General features: G+C 74.0%; 15 protein-coding genes. 7 read left to right on the plus strand and 8 right to left on the minus strand.

The genetic code is table 11. The features are described 5' to 3' along the window. The first annotated feature begins 98 nt into the window (after positions 1-98). Positions 99-992: an alpha/beta fold hydrolase gene (locus tag C7Y72_RS05160; RefSeq protein WP_158276656.1), complete on the plus strand. Its 894-nt coding sequence runs from the start codon at positions 99-101 to the stop codon at positions 990-992. Here the strand turns inward: C7Y72_RS05160 and C7Y72_RS05165 are convergent. Both C7Y72_RS05165 and C7Y72_RS05170 read right to left on the minus strand, forming a co-directional pair. Next, positions 989-1,534, minus strand: a complete 546-nt coding sequence (locus C7Y72_RS05165; protein ID WP_107567513.1) for a DUF4352 domain-containing protein — start codon at positions 1,532-1,534, stop codon at positions 989-991. The genes C7Y72_RS05160 and C7Y72_RS05165 overlap by 4 nt on opposite strands. A 56-nt stretch (positions 1,535-1,590) precedes the next feature. Beyond that, entirely contained in the window at positions 1,591-2,688 is a 1,098-nt protein-coding gene (locus C7Y72_RS05170; protein WP_158276657.1) for an HD-GYP domain-containing protein, read from the minus strand. 85 nt (positions 2,689-2,773) lie between these two features. On the opposite strand from C7Y72_RS05170, the gene C7Y72_RS05175 reads away from it, so the two are divergent. Next, positions 2,774-3,502: a DUF3105 domain-containing protein gene (locus tag C7Y72_RS05175; RefSeq protein WP_107567515.1), complete on the plus strand. Its 729-nt coding sequence runs from the start codon at positions 2,774-2,776 to the stop codon at positions 3,500-3,502. A gap of 21 nt (positions 3,503-3,523) precedes the next feature. On the opposite strand, the gene C7Y72_RS05180 is transcribed toward C7Y72_RS05175, so the two are convergent. Next, on the minus strand, positions 3,524-4,525 hold the full coding sequence (locus C7Y72_RS05180; RefSeq protein ID WP_158276658.1) for an ATP-grasp domain-containing protein: 1,002 nt from the start codon (positions 4,523-4,525) through the stop codon (positions 3,524-3,526). Between the two features lie 31 nt (positions 4,526-4,556). On the opposite strand from C7Y72_RS05180, the gene C7Y72_RS05185 reads away from it, so the two are divergent. From C7Y72_RS05185 to C7Y72_RS05195, 3 genes are read left to right on the plus strand one after another with little or no spacing between them, the layout of a single operon-like run. Continuing rightward, positions 4,557-5,393: an ion transporter gene (locus C7Y72_RS05185; protein WP_107567517.1), complete on the plus strand. Its 837-nt coding sequence runs from the start codon at positions 4,557-4,559 to the stop codon at positions 5,391-5,393. Between the two features lie 29 nt (positions 5,394-5,422). After that, positions 5,423-5,809 carry a cupin domain-containing protein gene (locus C7Y72_RS05190; RefSeq protein ID WP_107567518.1) on the plus strand — a complete coding sequence of 129 codons (387 nt, stop codon included), beginning with the start codon at positions 5,423-5,425 and terminating at the stop codon, positions 5,807-5,809. A 39-nt stretch (positions 5,810-5,848) separates the two neighbouring features. Then, the gene (locus tag C7Y72_RS05195; RefSeq protein WP_107567519.1) at positions 5,849-6,181 is read left to right on the plus strand and encodes a DoxX family protein; all 333 of its coding nucleotides are present in this window, start codon (positions 5,849-5,851) and stop codon (positions 6,179-6,181) included. Between the two features lie 6 nt (positions 6,182-6,187). Here C7Y72_RS05195 and C7Y72_RS05200 read toward each other — a convergent pair whose 3' ends face one another. The 4 genes from C7Y72_RS05200 to C7Y72_RS05215 are packed head-to-tail and all read right to left on the minus strand — an operon-like array spanning position 6,188 to position 9,738. Next, a complete protein-coding gene (locus C7Y72_RS05200) occupies positions 6,188-6,802 on the minus strand; it encodes a sugar transferase (RefSeq protein ID WP_107567520.1) in 615 nt (204 codons plus the stop codon). Then, the gene (locus tag C7Y72_RS05205; protein WP_107567521.1) at positions 6,795-7,949 is read right to left on the minus strand and encodes a glycosyltransferase family 2 protein; all 1,155 of its coding nucleotides are present in this window, start codon (positions 7,947-7,949) and stop codon (positions 6,795-6,797) included. Before C7Y72_RS05205 ends, C7Y72_RS05200 begins: the two co-directional genes overlap by 8 nt. 2 nt (positions 7,950-7,951) lie before the next feature. Next, positions 7,952-8,572 carry a dihydrofolate reductase family protein gene (locus tag C7Y72_RS05210; RefSeq protein WP_107567522.1) on the minus strand — a complete coding sequence of 207 codons (621 nt, stop codon included), beginning with the start codon at positions 8,570-8,572 and terminating at the stop codon, positions 7,952-7,954. Positions 8,573-8,580: 8 nt separating this feature from the next. Then, entirely contained in the window at positions 8,581-9,738 is a 1,158-nt protein-coding gene (locus tag C7Y72_RS05215; RefSeq protein WP_107567523.1) for a glycosyltransferase family 4 protein, read from the minus strand. 23 nt (positions 9,739-9,761) lie between these two features. Between C7Y72_RS05215 and C7Y72_RS05220 the strand changes: the two genes are divergently transcribed. Together C7Y72_RS05220 and C7Y72_RS05225 are read left to right on the plus strand one after the other, a co-directional pair. After that, positions 9,762-10,481, plus strand: a complete 720-nt coding sequence (locus C7Y72_RS05220; protein WP_107567524.1) for a ZIP family metal transporter — start codon at positions 9,762-9,764, stop codon at positions 10,479-10,481. Positions 10,482-10,489: 8 nt separating this feature from the next. After that, a complete protein-coding gene (locus C7Y72_RS05225) occupies positions 10,490-11,455 on the plus strand; it encodes a glycosyltransferase (RefSeq protein WP_233243726.1) in 966 nt (321 codons plus the stop codon). 21 nt (positions 11,456-11,476) lie between these two features. Here the strand turns inward: C7Y72_RS05225 and C7Y72_RS05230 are convergent, their stop codons facing one another. Continuing rightward, positions 11,477-12,637, minus strand: a complete 1,161-nt coding sequence (locus tag C7Y72_RS05230) for a fatty acid desaturase family protein (RefSeq protein WP_107567526.1) — start codon at positions 12,635-12,637, stop codon at positions 11,477-11,479. Positions 12,638-12,646 lie beyond the last annotated feature (9 nt).

Consider the following 12,646-nt stretch of genomic DNA (forward strand, 5'->3'; position numbering starts at 1 on the left):
GGTCAGGGACGTGCGCACACGACCACCAACGCACCACACCGTCGCAGGTTGGCAGGTCGCGTGCCCGACTCCCACATACCCCGGGGTATGCTGGACGCATGTCGAGCTTCGTCCACGACGGCCACCGTCTCGCCTACACCGAGCACGGACCGGCCGACGGTCCGCCGGTGGTCCTCGTCCACGGTCTGCTGTTCTCGCAGAAGCTGATGACGCCGGTCGCGCAGGAGCTCGCGCACCGCGGCTACCGGGCGATCACCCTCGACCTCCTCGGCCACGGGCGCTCCGACCGGCCGCCCGCCATGCAGGAGTACTCGATGGCCGCGTTCGGCCGCCAGATCGTCGGGCTGCTCGACCATCTCGGCATCGAGCGCGCCGTGCTGCACGGCCTGTCGCTCGGGGCCAACTCGGCGCTCGAGGCCGCCGTCATCGCCCCCGACCGGGTGCAGGGGCTCGTGATCGAGATGCCGGTGCTCGACAACGCGCTGATGGGCTGCGCGATCGGCTTCACGCCGATCATGCTGACGCTGAGCTTCGCCCGCGCGCCGATGCAGGCGCTCGCCGCGGTCACGCGCCGGATCCCGACCGGCGGCCTCTACTTCGCCGACCTGCTGCTCGACGTCGTCCGCCAGGACCCCGGGCCGAGCAACGCGGTCTTCCACGGGCTGTTCTTCCACCGCGTCGCCCCGACGCAGGCGCAGCGGCGCGCGATCACCGCGCCGACGCTCGTCGTCGGCCATCCGAACGACCCGATCCACCCGTTCAGCGACGCGGACGCGCTCGTGCACGAGATCGCGGGCGCCCGGATGGTGCGCATGCGGTCGATCGTCGAGGGGCGCGTCCTGCCGGGGCGGCTCGTGCGGGAGATCCTCGGGTTCCTCGAGGAGACCTTCGCGACCGAGGCCTCCCGGTCGGGCCGCACGCGGCGCAACGGGCACGGTCCGGTCAACGGCACCGTGCGGACGCTCCCGCGCCGCGCGCGCGAGGACCGCTAACGGCGCGCGAGCGGTACGGCGAGCCTCAGCGGGGCGGCCTGCCCCGCGACGACGAGGACCGCGTCGCGCAGCGGTCGCGCGGGGGCGTCGAGCACGAGCTTGCCGGTGAGCCGCTCCCCCGGGCCGAGCTGCTCGTGCAGCAGCGGCTTCCAGGGCGAGTAGAGGACCGCGTCCGCCGCCTGCGCCGCGATCGGCAGCGCCGCGCCGCCGGCGAACGCCGAGAACCGCTCGTCGGAGACGGTCAGGTCGCGGTCGGTGCGGTTCACCAGCGTGACCTTCACGACGAGGTAGGACCGCCCGGTGCGGGCGCGCGGTCCCCCGCCGGCCCGCAGCGGCAGCGCCGCGCGCTGCTCGGCCGCGGCGGCCTGGACGGCGAGGCCGTCGACGGTGCCCGACGTCGGGGCCGCGAGCAGCGCCGGGCGACTCGGGCTCGACTGGACCGGCAGCGTCGTGACGACGAGGGCGGTGAGCGCCGCGGCGACGGCGGCGAACGCGCACAGGCGTGCGCGAGGCACCGACCGCAGGAGAGGGGGAACGGTCATGCGCCCTCCAACGTACTAGAAACCGTTGCGTTACCGATGCGACGTGCGTCGCGGTTTCAGCAGGTGGGCGCGGAGCCGTCCTCCCGCAGCCCGAGTACCTCGAGGCGGCCGTCGTCGAGCAGCCGCACCACGGCATCCACGACCGCCGGGTCGAACTGCGTGCCGGCGCAGCGGCGCAGCTCCTCCAGCGCGGACGCGACCGGCATGCCGCGCCGGTACGGCCGGTCGGAGGTCATCGCCTCGAGCGAGTCCGCCACGAAGATGATCCGGGCCTCGACCGGGATCGACTCCCCGGCCAGCCCGTCCGGATAGCCCCGGCCGTCGACGCGCTCGTGGTGGTGACGGATCCACACCGCCTCCTCGACGAGCCCGGCGTGATGGAGCATCCGCGCCCCGACCACCGGGTGCACCTTGATCTGCTCGAACTCCGCGTCGGTCAGCCGGTCGGGCTTCGAGAGGATCGTGTCGTCGATCGCGATCTTGCCGATGTCGTGCAGGAACGCCGCGCGACGGATGCGCATCACGTGCGCCTCGTCGAGCCCCAGCTCCTGGCCGACCGCGACCGCGTACCGCGCGACGCTCTCGGAGTGGTCGCGCGTGTGCAGGTGCTGCGCGTCGATCGACTCCACCACCGCGAACAGGTGGGCGAGGATGTCCCCCGACCCCTCGTCCAGCTCGGGGGCGACCGCCTCCCCGGCGACCGCGCAGAGGTTGCGACCGTGCTCCTTGGCCCAGCGCAGCGCGCGGCGCGCGTGCCGCTCGATCTCCTCGCGCGTGCGGCCGTCGTCCGGGACCGCCGCGACGCCGGCGCTCAGCGTCACGCGCCGGCCGTCCAGCAGCGGGCGCCGCGCGACGACCGTCCGCAGCCGCTCGGCCACCAGCAGGCCGTCGAGCCGCCGCGCACCGGGCAGCGCCAGGCCGAACGTCCCGCCACCGATCCGCAGCAGCGTGTCGTGCGGGCGCACGAGCGACCGCAGCAGCTCCTCGAGACGGTCCAGCAGCTCGTCGCCGGCCGCCGGTCCGTGCTCGGCGTTGACCGCCTGCAGCCGGTCGACGTCCAGCAGCACGAGCGCGACCGGGACGGTCTCCCCGGGGCTCTCGCGGTCCGCCGCCTCGATCGCCGCACGCCGCTCCGCGAACGGCAGGGTGCTCATCGGTCGACCACGGGACGGGGAACGCGCATGACCACTGGATCGGCCGTCGCGTGGAGCACTTGAGCCCCGGTACCATGGCGGGCACATGTCGAGTCGCCAGGAAGAGAAGGAAGCGCGCCGCAGGCAGCGCGAAGAGGAGGCGGCGAAGGCCGCCAAGGCCGAGGCGTCCAAGAAGCGCCTCCAGCTGGTGGCCGGTGTCGCGGTCGCGGTGCTCGCCGTCGGCGGCGTGACCGCCGCGGTCCTCGCGGGTGGCGGTGGTGGCGGCGGTGCCGGCGATCCCGACGCCAGCGGCAGCGGCCCGACGGTCGCGCTGGCCGCGCCGAAGATCACCGACCTCGCCCAGGCCGCGAAGGCCGCGAACTGCACGCTGCGCGAGCAGCTGCCCAACGAGGGCAACAACCACGTGCAGGGCGAGGTCACGAGCTACAAGACGAACCCGCCGACCTCGGGCGACCACAACATCGAGCCGGCCGCCGAGGGCGAGAACCGCGGCGCCGAGTACGAGGCCGGCACCGAGCCCGCCAAGGAGAACTGGGTGCACTCGCTCGAGCACGGGCGGATCCTGTTCCAGTACGCGCCCGGCACGCCGACCGCGGACGTCACGAAGCTCCGCTCCCTCTACCTCGAGGACTTCCAGGGCGGCAACGGCTACCACCAGATGCTGTTCCAGAACAACACGGACATGCCGTTCAAGTACGCGGCCGTCGCGTGGACGAACTACATCGGCTGCCAGACGCTCACCGACGAGACGATCGACGCGTTCCGCGCCTTCCGCGCGAAGTACGTCGACAAGGGCCCCGAGCTCATCCCGTAGGCCCCGTGGCCGCGCCGCCGCTCAGCGCGGCGCGGGCGGACCGGGCGGCGACACGATGTCCCGCCCGGTCGGCTGCATCGCCTCGTCGAGCTCCAGCTGCCAGTAGTAGCGCGTGAAGTGCCGGCCGGCGACGAACTCGCCGACGTGCGGGTCCGGCCGCTCCCCGTTGGCCATGGCCACGATCAGCTCCGGGTAGGTGCGGCCCGGCAGCGCCGCGTACATCGGGGCCGGGAACGCGCCGCCGAAGCGCGTGTTCACGTCGGTGATCCCGAGGCCGAGGTCCTTGTCGCGGAACGCCTGGACCGTGCACGGGCCGCGCACCCCGAGCGCCTCGACGACCCGCCGGCCGAGCTCGATCAGCTCCGGGTCGGCGATCGCCGCGCCCTTGATCGACTCCCCGCCCCGCGACTCGAGCATCGTGCGCGGGATGACGTTCAGGCAGCGGCCCTCGGTGTCGCTGAGGCAGTCCATCGAGAACTCGGGCCCGTCCATGAGCTTCTGGATCATCACCGGCTCGTCGACGTAGTCGACGAAGAACTCCGCGTCGCGCCGGTCGCGGCACGGGTGGATCGACCGCGCCCCGGAGCCACGGACCGGCTTGACCATCACCGGGTAGTGGTCGGCGATCGCGTCGAGGTCGTCCGGCAGGACGGTCGGCGGCGACGGCAGGCCCTGCGCGGTCAGCCACAGGTGCGTGCCGTGCTTGTCGTAGGTCGCCGACGCGCTCGCGCTCGGCGGCACCAGCGCCTCGGGCAGGTGGCCCTCCTCGCGCGCGACCGCGAGCGTCTCGATGTCGAGGTCGGTCAGCGGGACGATCGCGCCGACGTCGTGCTCGTCGCACAGCGCGCGCAGCGCCGGCACGTAGGCCGGGTCGCGGATCAGCGGGACGCTGCTGCGCACGGTCGCCGCGTACTGCGCGGGCGCCAGCGGCGACGGGTCGGCGGCGACGACGGTCGTGTGCTGCGCGAACGCGCTGACGATGTCGTAGCGCTTCCCGACACCGGTGAGGAGGACGGCCTTCATGTGGCCGGACTCTGGCAGGATCCCCGGCTGCATGAGCGAGCGCTGCCGTCGGCTGACCGAGTCCACCCGGTTCGAGGCCGGGATGCTCGTCGTGATCCTCCTGAACGCGGTCGTCCTCGGCCTCGAGACGTTCGAGAGCGTCGTCGACGACGCCGGGGACCTGCTGCACGTCCTCGACAAGGCGTTCCTGGCGATCTTCACCGTCGAGCTCGCCCTGCGGCTCGGCGCGGTCCGCGGCCGGCCCGGGGCGTTCTTCTCCAGCGGCTGGAACACGTTCGACTTCGTCGTCGTCGCCGCGAGCTTCATCCCGGGACTCAACGCGTCGCTGCTGCGGCTCGTGCGGCTCGCGCGCGTCGTGCGGGTCGTGCGGTTCCTCCCCGACCTGCGGGTGATCGTGGCGGCCGTCGGCCGCAGCGTCCCCGGGGTCGCGTCGCTCGCCGTCGGGACCGCGCTGCTCGTCTACGTGTACGGGATGGCGGGCTGGCTGATCTTCGACACGCACGACCCGGACAACTACGGGGACGTCGCGCAGTCGATGCTCACGTTCTTCGTGATGCTCACGCTCGAGAACCTGCCCGACAACCTCGAGATGGGCCAGGAGCTGAGCGCGTGGACGGTGCCGTTCTTCATCAGCTACGTGCTGCTCGCCTCGTTCCTCGTGTTCAACCTCTTCATCGGGATCGTCCTGAACTCGATGGAGGAGGCGCGCGCCGCCGACCACCAGCGCCAGCGCGAGCGCGACCGGGCGGCCGCCGCCGCGACCGAGTCGACCGAGGACGACGCGATCGTCGCCGTCGAGGACCGCATCGACGAGCTGCGCGCGGCGCTCGACGCGCTCACGCAGGAGCTCGCCGACCGGCGGCGATGAGCGTCACCCGCCGCGGATAGGCTCGCGGCATGAGCGCCTTCACGAAACGGAACCTGTTGCAGGCCACCGACCGCGCCCCCGACTTCGGGATGGCCGAGATCGGCCAGGCGATCTTCCCGTTCGAGGAGCTCGGCGCGACCGACACCGGCCTCGCGCTGCACCGGATCAACCCGGGACGGCGCCACGCGTTCGGCCACCGCCACCTCGCCGCGGAGGAGATCTTCGTCGTGCTCTCCGGCAGCGGTCGAGCGAAGCTCGGCGACGAGCTCGTCGAGCTCGCCCGGCTCGACGCGCTGCGCGTCGCCCCGGAGACGTGGCGGGGCTTCGAGGCCGGCCCGGACGGGATGGAGCTGCTCGCCTTCGGTCCGCGCCACGAAGGGGACGGGGAGGTCGACCCGGGGTTCTGGCCCGCCTGACCCTGGCGCCCGGCCGCTCGCGGCTGGCATAGTGGCCCCATGCCCGACATCCCCCTGATCGTCCTCGCCGTCGTCTTCCTCGGCGCCGGCGGGTCCAAGCTCGCCGGCGTCCCGCTGATCCGGGCGAACTTCGAGCGCTGGGGGCTGCCCGACGCCGCCCGCCTGGGGATCGGCGCGATCGAGGTGGTCCTCGCCGTCCTGGCCGTGCTCGCGCTCGGGGACGACGGGCTGGCCCGGGTCGTCGCGGTCGCGGCGCTCGTGGTCATGGCCGGCGCGCTGGCCACGCACGTGCGGGCGAAGGACGAGCCCAAGGAGTACCCGCCCGCCGTGCTCGTGACGGTCGCGGCGATCCTCGTGCTCGCGACCGCCTGACCGCGATCAGGAGGTGGCGGGACCGTCCCAGCCCCCGGTCTCACCCTTGTAGGTGTCCTTGCGGCCGCCCGGGAGCATCATCCGGGCGGTCCGCAGGAGGATCCGCACGTCCAGCGCGATCGACGCGCGCTCGATGTAGTCGAGATCGAGCTCGATGCGCTGCGACCACGGCAGCGAGGCGCGACCGTTGACCTGCGCCCAGCCGGTGATCCCCGGGCGCAGCGCGAGCCGTCCGCGCTGACGGTCGGTGTACTGCGCGACCTGCCCGGGCACCGTCGGGCGCGGGCCGATGATGGCCATCTCGCCGCGCAGGACGTTCACGAGGTTCGGCAGCTCGTCGATCGACGTCGCGCGCAGCACCGCGCCGACCTTCGTGATCCGGGCGTCGCCCTTGTCGACCGCCAGCCCCGCGCCCTGGAACTCGGCCCCGTCGACCATCGTGCGGAGCTTCAGGACGTCGAACTCGCGACCGTGCTGGCCGACCCGGCGCTGGCGGTAGATCACCCCGCCCGGGGAGTCGAGCCGGACCGCGAGCGCGGCCGCCGCGAGGATCGGGCTGGTCAGCAGCAGGACGGTCGCGGCGACGACGACGTCGAAGATCCGCCGCAGGGGCTCAGGCATCGGTGGTGCTCCGGGTTCCTTCGGGGGGCTGCCAGCCGGCCTCGGTGCCGTGGCGCAGGTGGTCGAGCAGGCCGAGCGCGATCGACGCGGTCGTGCCGACGTAGTAGCGGGCGATCAGGAACGGGCGGCTGCGGACCGGGGCCAGCGCCGAGCCGAGCAGCGCGGCCTGCGCGGCCAGGCAGAGCCGCGCAAGAAGCCCGCCGCCCAGCCCCACCCAGAGGGCGTTCGCGGCGAGGGCCTTCAGGTGCAGGAACGGCGACGCGTACCGGAGCACCCGGTGCCCGAAGAGCGCGTAGGCGTACCGGGGCGGGACGCGGTCGAGCCGCAGCAGACCGCCGCGCAGGACGATCGCCCAGGCGTGGCTCATCATCCGCCGCTTGCGCGCCGCCTCGCCCTCGATCGACGGCACCATCAGCTCCTGCGCGCGCGCCGCCGGCTCGTAGACGGCGCGGTGGCCGTGCTGCACGAACGTGAACGGGAAGCTCAGGTCGTGGCCCATCACCGGGTCGACGACGACGTACGCGTCCCGGCGGGTCGCGTAGATCGCGCCGTTGCCGCCGGTCACCGAGTGCAGCCGCGACTCCATCGCCCGCAGCCACATCTCGTAGCGCCAGTAGACGCCCTCCTGGTTGTCCCCGCCCGCGTTGACGAACGTGACGTCACCGCAGACGTAGCCGACCTCGGGGTCCGCGAACCGGGCGACGAGCGTGCGCAGCGCGTCGGGCTCCCAGGTCGCGTTGGCGTCGGAGAACGCGACGATCTCGCCGGTCGCCCGCTCCACCGCGAGGTCCTGCGAGCGGATCTTGCCGCCGCGCGGGTTCTCCAGCACGAGGTCGGCGCCGGCCTCGCGGGCGCGCGCCGGGGTCGCGTCGGGGGAGCCGTCGCAGCTCACGATCACCTGCAGCTTCTCGCGCGGGTAGTCGAGCGCGAGCGCGTTGGCGACCTTTCCCGCGATCACGTCCTCCTCGCGGTAGGCGGCGACCACGAGCGTCACCGTCGGCAGGTCCGCCTCCGGCACCGGGGGCACGTCGGGCGGGACGACGCCGAGCAGCCGCTCGCGCAGCCACAGCGACAGCGGGTAGCCGACCTGCGCGAAGACGAGCAGCCCGGCACTCAGCCAGAACCCGATGGCGGCGAGGAGGCGCACCCCTAGTCGCGGACGACCCGATAGCGCACGTGGGTCGCGAGGTCGGACGCCCGCGACTGGACCTGCTCGAAGCCGACGCCGTCGAGACCGTCGAGCAGCCGCTCGCCTGCGCCGAGCAGCACCGGCGAGAGGTTCACGGACAGCTCGTCGAGCAGCCCGGCGTTCAGCGCCTGCTGCACGGTCGAGGCACCGCCGGCCACCGAGACGTCCCGGTCGCCGGCGGCCTGGCGGGCGCCGGCGACGGCGTCCTCGATGCCGTCGGTCACGAAGAAGAACGTCGTGCCGCCCGCCATCTCCAGCGGCTCGCGCGGCACGTGGGTGAGGACGAAGACCGGCCCGTGGTAGGGCGGCTCGTCGCCCCACCAGCCCTGCCAGTCGGGATCCCACCGCCCGTTCGCGGAGCGCCCGCCGAACATGTTGCGGCCCATGACGAACGCGCCGACCCCGGCGAGGATCTCCTCGCGGACCGCCGCGTCGACCGGGTGCGGCTCGCCGTCGTCCGCCGGGAACATCCAGCGATGCAGCTGCTCGCCGCCGACGCCGAGCGGGGCGTCGCGCGACTGGTCGGGGCCGGCGCAGTACCCGTCGAGCGAGACCGTGATGTGCGACTTCACCAGGGGCATGGTGTCCATCATCGCGCGAGGCGGCGGTACAGCGCCTCGTGCTCGGCGGCGACCGCGCTCCACGCGTAGCGGCCCTCGCGCGCGGCGCGCGCCCCGGCGGCCAGGCGCGCCCGGTCCGCCGGATCGGCGAGCAGCCGCGTCAGCGTCGTGGCCAGCGCGGTCGGGTCGCCCGGCGGCACGAGCGTCGCCGCCCCCTCCGCCGCGACCTCCGGGAAGCCGCCGACCGCGCTCAGCACCATCGGCTTGCCCATCCCCATCGCGCTGAACAGCACGCCCGACTGCTCGATCTCCCGGTAGGGGAGGACGACGAGGTCGGCCCGGTCCAGCAGCGCCGCGGCCCCCGGATCGGTGATGAACCGCTCCACCCAGCGGACCCCGCCCGCCGCGTCGGCGGTCGCGTGCAGCGCGCGCGTGTCCATCCGGGGCATCCCGGCGATCCACAGCTCCGCGTCGGTCTGCCCGGCGCGCCGTAGCAGCGACCACGCGTCCAGCAGCACGTCCAGGCCCTTGTACTCGCGGAAGAGCCCGAAGAAGAGGACGACCGGCACGTCGCGCCCCACGCCGGACAGCTCCGGCGGCAGCGCCGCGCCCTCCGGGTCCGCGGCCGCCAGGCCCGCGAGGTGCCCGAACGCCCCGTGCGGGATCACGGTGATCTTCTCGGCGGGCACGTCGGCCTCGAGGACGAGCCGGTCGCGGCCGTGCCGCGAGTGCGCGATCACGTGGTCGACCCGGTGGTAGACGCGCTTCTGCGCCGCCAGCTGCCCCCACCGCGGCTCCCGGGGCAGGATGTCGTGCGCGGTCAGCACGACCGGTCGGTCGCGCGGCAGCAGGAACGGGTCGACGTGCTGGATCGCGCACCACTGCACGTGCAGGACGTCGGCGCGCTCGCGCCGGGCGCGCCGGGCGACCCCGCGCATCCCCGGCACGTGCTGGGCGACCTTCGCCCCCAGCCGCAGCGGTCCGGGCAGGCCGCCGCCGTGGCGGTAGAACCGCTCGCGCAGCTCGTAGCCGGCCGCAGCCGCGCGGCCCCCGTCCCACGGCGCCTCCGCGTACGGGAACCGGCTCGTCTCGAGCACCACGTCGAGCCCGCGCGCGGCGAGCGCCCCGCAGAGGGCGTGGTCGTAGGGCGGGGTGAAGGCCGAGGGGTCGACCTGATGGACGCGCACGGCCGGGAGTATCGTCGCCCGCGATGGGATCCGCGGCCCTGTGGGGCCTCATCTCGGCCTCCTCGCTGCTGCTCGGCGCGCTCGTCGGGCTGCGCGTGCGGCTGACCGACCGGGTGCACGGGCTGCTGCTCGGCTTCGGCGCCGGCGCCCTGATCAGCGCCGTCGGCGTCGAGCTCGCGCTCGAAGGGCTCGCCGAGGGCTCGGTCCTCGTGCTCTCGGTCGGCCTGGCGGTCGGCGCGCTGCTGTTCGTCGGCGGGAACCTCGTGCTCGAACGTCGCGGTCCCGGCCGGGAGCGGCGCGTCGCCGACGGGGCGGCGGTCGCCGGCGGGGCGCTCGCGCTCGGCGCGCTGCTCGACGGCGTGCCCGAGTCGGCGGCGATCGGGCTCGGGCTCGCGCAGGGCGACGGGGTCGGCGTGGCGCTGGTGGCCGCGGTCTTCCTCTCGAACTTCCCCGAGTCCGTCGGGGCCGCCCACGACGCGCGGCGCGCCGGCACCCCGGCCGCCGCGGTGCTACGGCTCTGGACCGGGATCGTGCTCGCCTGCGTCGTCGCGTGCGTGCTCGGCCGCGAGCTGCTCGGCGGTGGCGGCGAGCCGGTCGCGTTCGTGCAGGGGCTCGCGGCCGGCGGCATCCTCGCGATGCTCGCCGACACGATGATCCCCGAGGCCTACGAGCACGGCGGCCGCGCGGTCGGGCTCGTCACCGTGCTCGGCTTCACCGTCGCGCTCGCCCTCTCGCAGGCATGATCCGGTCCGTGCCGGTGGACCTCGTCTTCTGCGTCGTGAACACCAACGGCCGCGAGCTGCTGCTGCGCGGGCTCGACGCGATCGCCCGCGAGCAGGCGGCGGGCGGCTTCACCAGCCGGGTGCTCGTGCTCGACAACGCCTCGGTCGACGGCTCGGCGGACGCGGCGCGCGCCCACCCCGCGGTCGACGAGGTCCTCGCCCTGGACCGCCGCACGGGCAAGGCGCAGAACGACTCGACGCTGCTGCGCCGCGCGCACGAGGACGGGGCCCGTCACGGGCTGCTGCTCAACGAGGACAGCGAGCTGCGGCCCGGGGCGGTCCGCGCGCTGCTCGCCGCGCTGGACGCGGACCCGCGCGCCGGGGCGGCGGGCGCCGCGCTGCTGCGGCCCGACGGCGCGACGCAGGCGGCGGCGTGGCGCTTCCCGGGACTCGGGACCGCGGTGGCGTCCGCGCTGCTGCTGCACCGGCGGCTCGTCGTGCAGGGCGACGGCACCACGCCCACGACCCGCCGGGTGGACTGGGCGCAGTCCGCGTGCCTGCTCGTCCGCACCGAAGCGGCCGCCCAGGTCGGCTACCTCGACCCGGACTTCTTCGTCTACAGCGACGAGGTCGACTTCGCCCGGCGCCTGGCCGACGCCGGCTGGCACTCTCTGTTCGTCCCCGGCGCGGTCTGCGTACACCACGAGCAGCTCTCCACCGGCAGCGTGCCCGAGCGCCGGATCGTCGAGATGGCCCGCGGCCGCGACCGCTACCTGCGCAAGCACCACGGGACGGCGACCGCGCTGGTCGTCCGCGCGCTCACCGCGCTGCCGTACGCGCTGCGGACGGTCGCGGCGCTCGTGCTGCCCGGCCACGACGCGCGCCGCTACGCGCGGCACGTCACCGCGACGCTGCGCCCCGGACGCGGCGAGGGCCTGCGCGAGGCGGCGGAGGCGTTCAACGCCACGGTCGCGGACGGCCGCGACGCGCGCTGAACGGCCCCGCCGGCCGCGAGCTCAGGCGACCGCCGCGAGCGGCCGCGGGTCGGCCGCGGCGACGTCCGGCAGATCGGTCGCGAACGGCGCGGGCGCCTGCTCGCCGCCGCCCGGGAGCGAGAGCCGCAGCACCTTGCGCCAGACCTGCAGGTACTGGGTGAGCAGCGGCCCCGACGTGTACGGGAGGTCGTAGCGCTCGCACAGCTCCCGCACGCGCGGGGCGATCTCCGCGTAGCGGTTGCTCGGCACGTCCGGGAACAGGTGGTGCTCGATCTGGAACGACAGGTTGCCGCTCATCAGGTGCATGAGGCTGCTGCCGTCGATGTTGCAGGAGCCCAGCAGCTGCCGCACGTACCAGCCGCCGCGGGTCTCGTCCTCGAGCTGGGACTCCTCGTAGTCGAACGTGATCGCGCCGTCGGGGAAGTGGCCGCAGAAGATCACCGTGTGCGACCAGACGTTGCGCACGAGGTTGGCGGTCAGGTTGCCCGCGAACGCCGGGACGGCGCTGGGCCCCGAGAGCAGCGGCCACAGCACGTAGTCCTTGGCGAACTGCTTGCGGGCCTTGCGGCCGATCGACTTCAGCTCCTCCTTGGCGACCGACCAGGGCTTGCGGCCCTTGCGGACCTGCGCCATCTCGAGGTCGTGCAGCGCGATCGCCCACTGGAAGACCGCGGCGAGGACCAGGTTGTAGACCGGCTGGCCGAGGTAGTACGGCACCCACCGCTGCGCCGGGTCCAGGCGCAGCGTGTCGTAGCCGATGTCCCGGTCCTTGCCCACCACGTTCGTGAACGTGTGGTGCATGTAGTTGTGGGAGTGCTTCCACGACTCCGCGGTGGAGGCGGAGTCCCACTCCCACGTGGTCGAGTGGATCTCCGGGTCGCGCATCCAGTCCCACTGGCCGTGCAGGACGTTGTGCCCGATCTCCATGTTCTCGAGGATCTTCGCGACGCTGAGCATCGCGGTCCCCGCCACCCAGGCGGGCGGGAACAGGGAGACCAGCAGCGCGGCGCGACCGCCCACCTCGAGGCCGCGCTGCGCCTTGATGACGGAGCGGATGTACTCGGCGTCGCGCTCGCCGAGGTCGGCGAGGACCTCGTCGCGGATCGCGTCGAGCTCGGCGCCGATGGCGTCGAGGTCGGCGGGGGTCAGGTGGGCGATCGGGCTGTCGGTGGTGGGGCTCATGGCGGCTCG

Origin of the sequence: Paraconexibacter algicola (assembly GCF_003044185.1) — a bacterium.
Lineage (GTDB): Bacteria > Actinomycetota > Thermoleophilia > Solirubrobacterales > Solirubrobacteraceae > Paraconexibacter > Paraconexibacter algicola.

Bases quoted from the DNA above. Each gene is read 5' to 3' on its own strand.
- C7Y72_RS05185 (WP_107567517.1), top strand. From the start codon at position 4,557: ATGAGCGAGCGCTGCCGTCGGCTGACCGAGTCCACCCGGTTCGAGGCC.
- C7Y72_RS05175 (WP_107567515.1), top strand. From the start codon at position 2,774: ATGTCGAGTCGCCAGGAAGAGAAGGAAGCGCGCCGCAGGCAGCGCGAA.
- C7Y72_RS05170 (WP_158276657.1), bottom strand. From the start codon at position 2,688: ATGAGCACCCTGCCGTTCGCGGAGCGGCGTGCGGCGATCGAGGCGGCG.
- C7Y72_RS05230 (WP_107567526.1), bottom strand. From the start codon at position 12,637: ATGAGCCCCACCACCGACAGCCCGATCGCCCACCTGACCCCCGCCGAC.
- C7Y72_RS05180 (WP_158276658.1), bottom strand. From the start codon at position 4,525: ATGAAGGCCGTCCTCCTCACCGGTGTCGGGAAGCGCTACGACATCGTC.
- C7Y72_RS05200 (WP_107567520.1), bottom strand. From the start codon at position 6,802: ATGCCTGAGCCCCTGCGGCGGATCTTCGACGTCGTCGTCGCCGCGACC.
- C7Y72_RS05220 (WP_107567524.1), top strand. From the start codon at position 9,762: ATGGGATCCGCGGCCCTGTGGGGCCTCATCTCGGCCTCCTCGCTGCTG.
- C7Y72_RS05210 (WP_107567522.1), bottom strand. From the start codon at position 8,572: ATGCCCCTGGTGAAGTCGCACATCACGGTCTCGCTCGACGGGTACTGC.
- C7Y72_RS05195 (WP_107567519.1), top strand. From the start codon at position 5,849: ATGCCCGACATCCCCCTGATCGTCCTCGCCGTCGTCTTCCTCGGCGCC.
- C7Y72_RS05190 (WP_107567518.1), top strand. From the start codon at position 5,423: ATGAGCGCCTTCACGAAACGGAACCTGTTGCAGGCCACCGACCGCGCC.
- C7Y72_RS05165 (WP_107567513.1), bottom strand. From the start codon at position 1,534: ATGACCGTTCCCCCTCTCCTGCGGTCGGTGCCTCGCGCACGCCTGTGC.
- C7Y72_RS05160 (WP_158276656.1), top strand. From the start codon at position 99: ATGTCGAGCTTCGTCCACGACGGCCACCGTCTCGCCTACACCGAGCAC.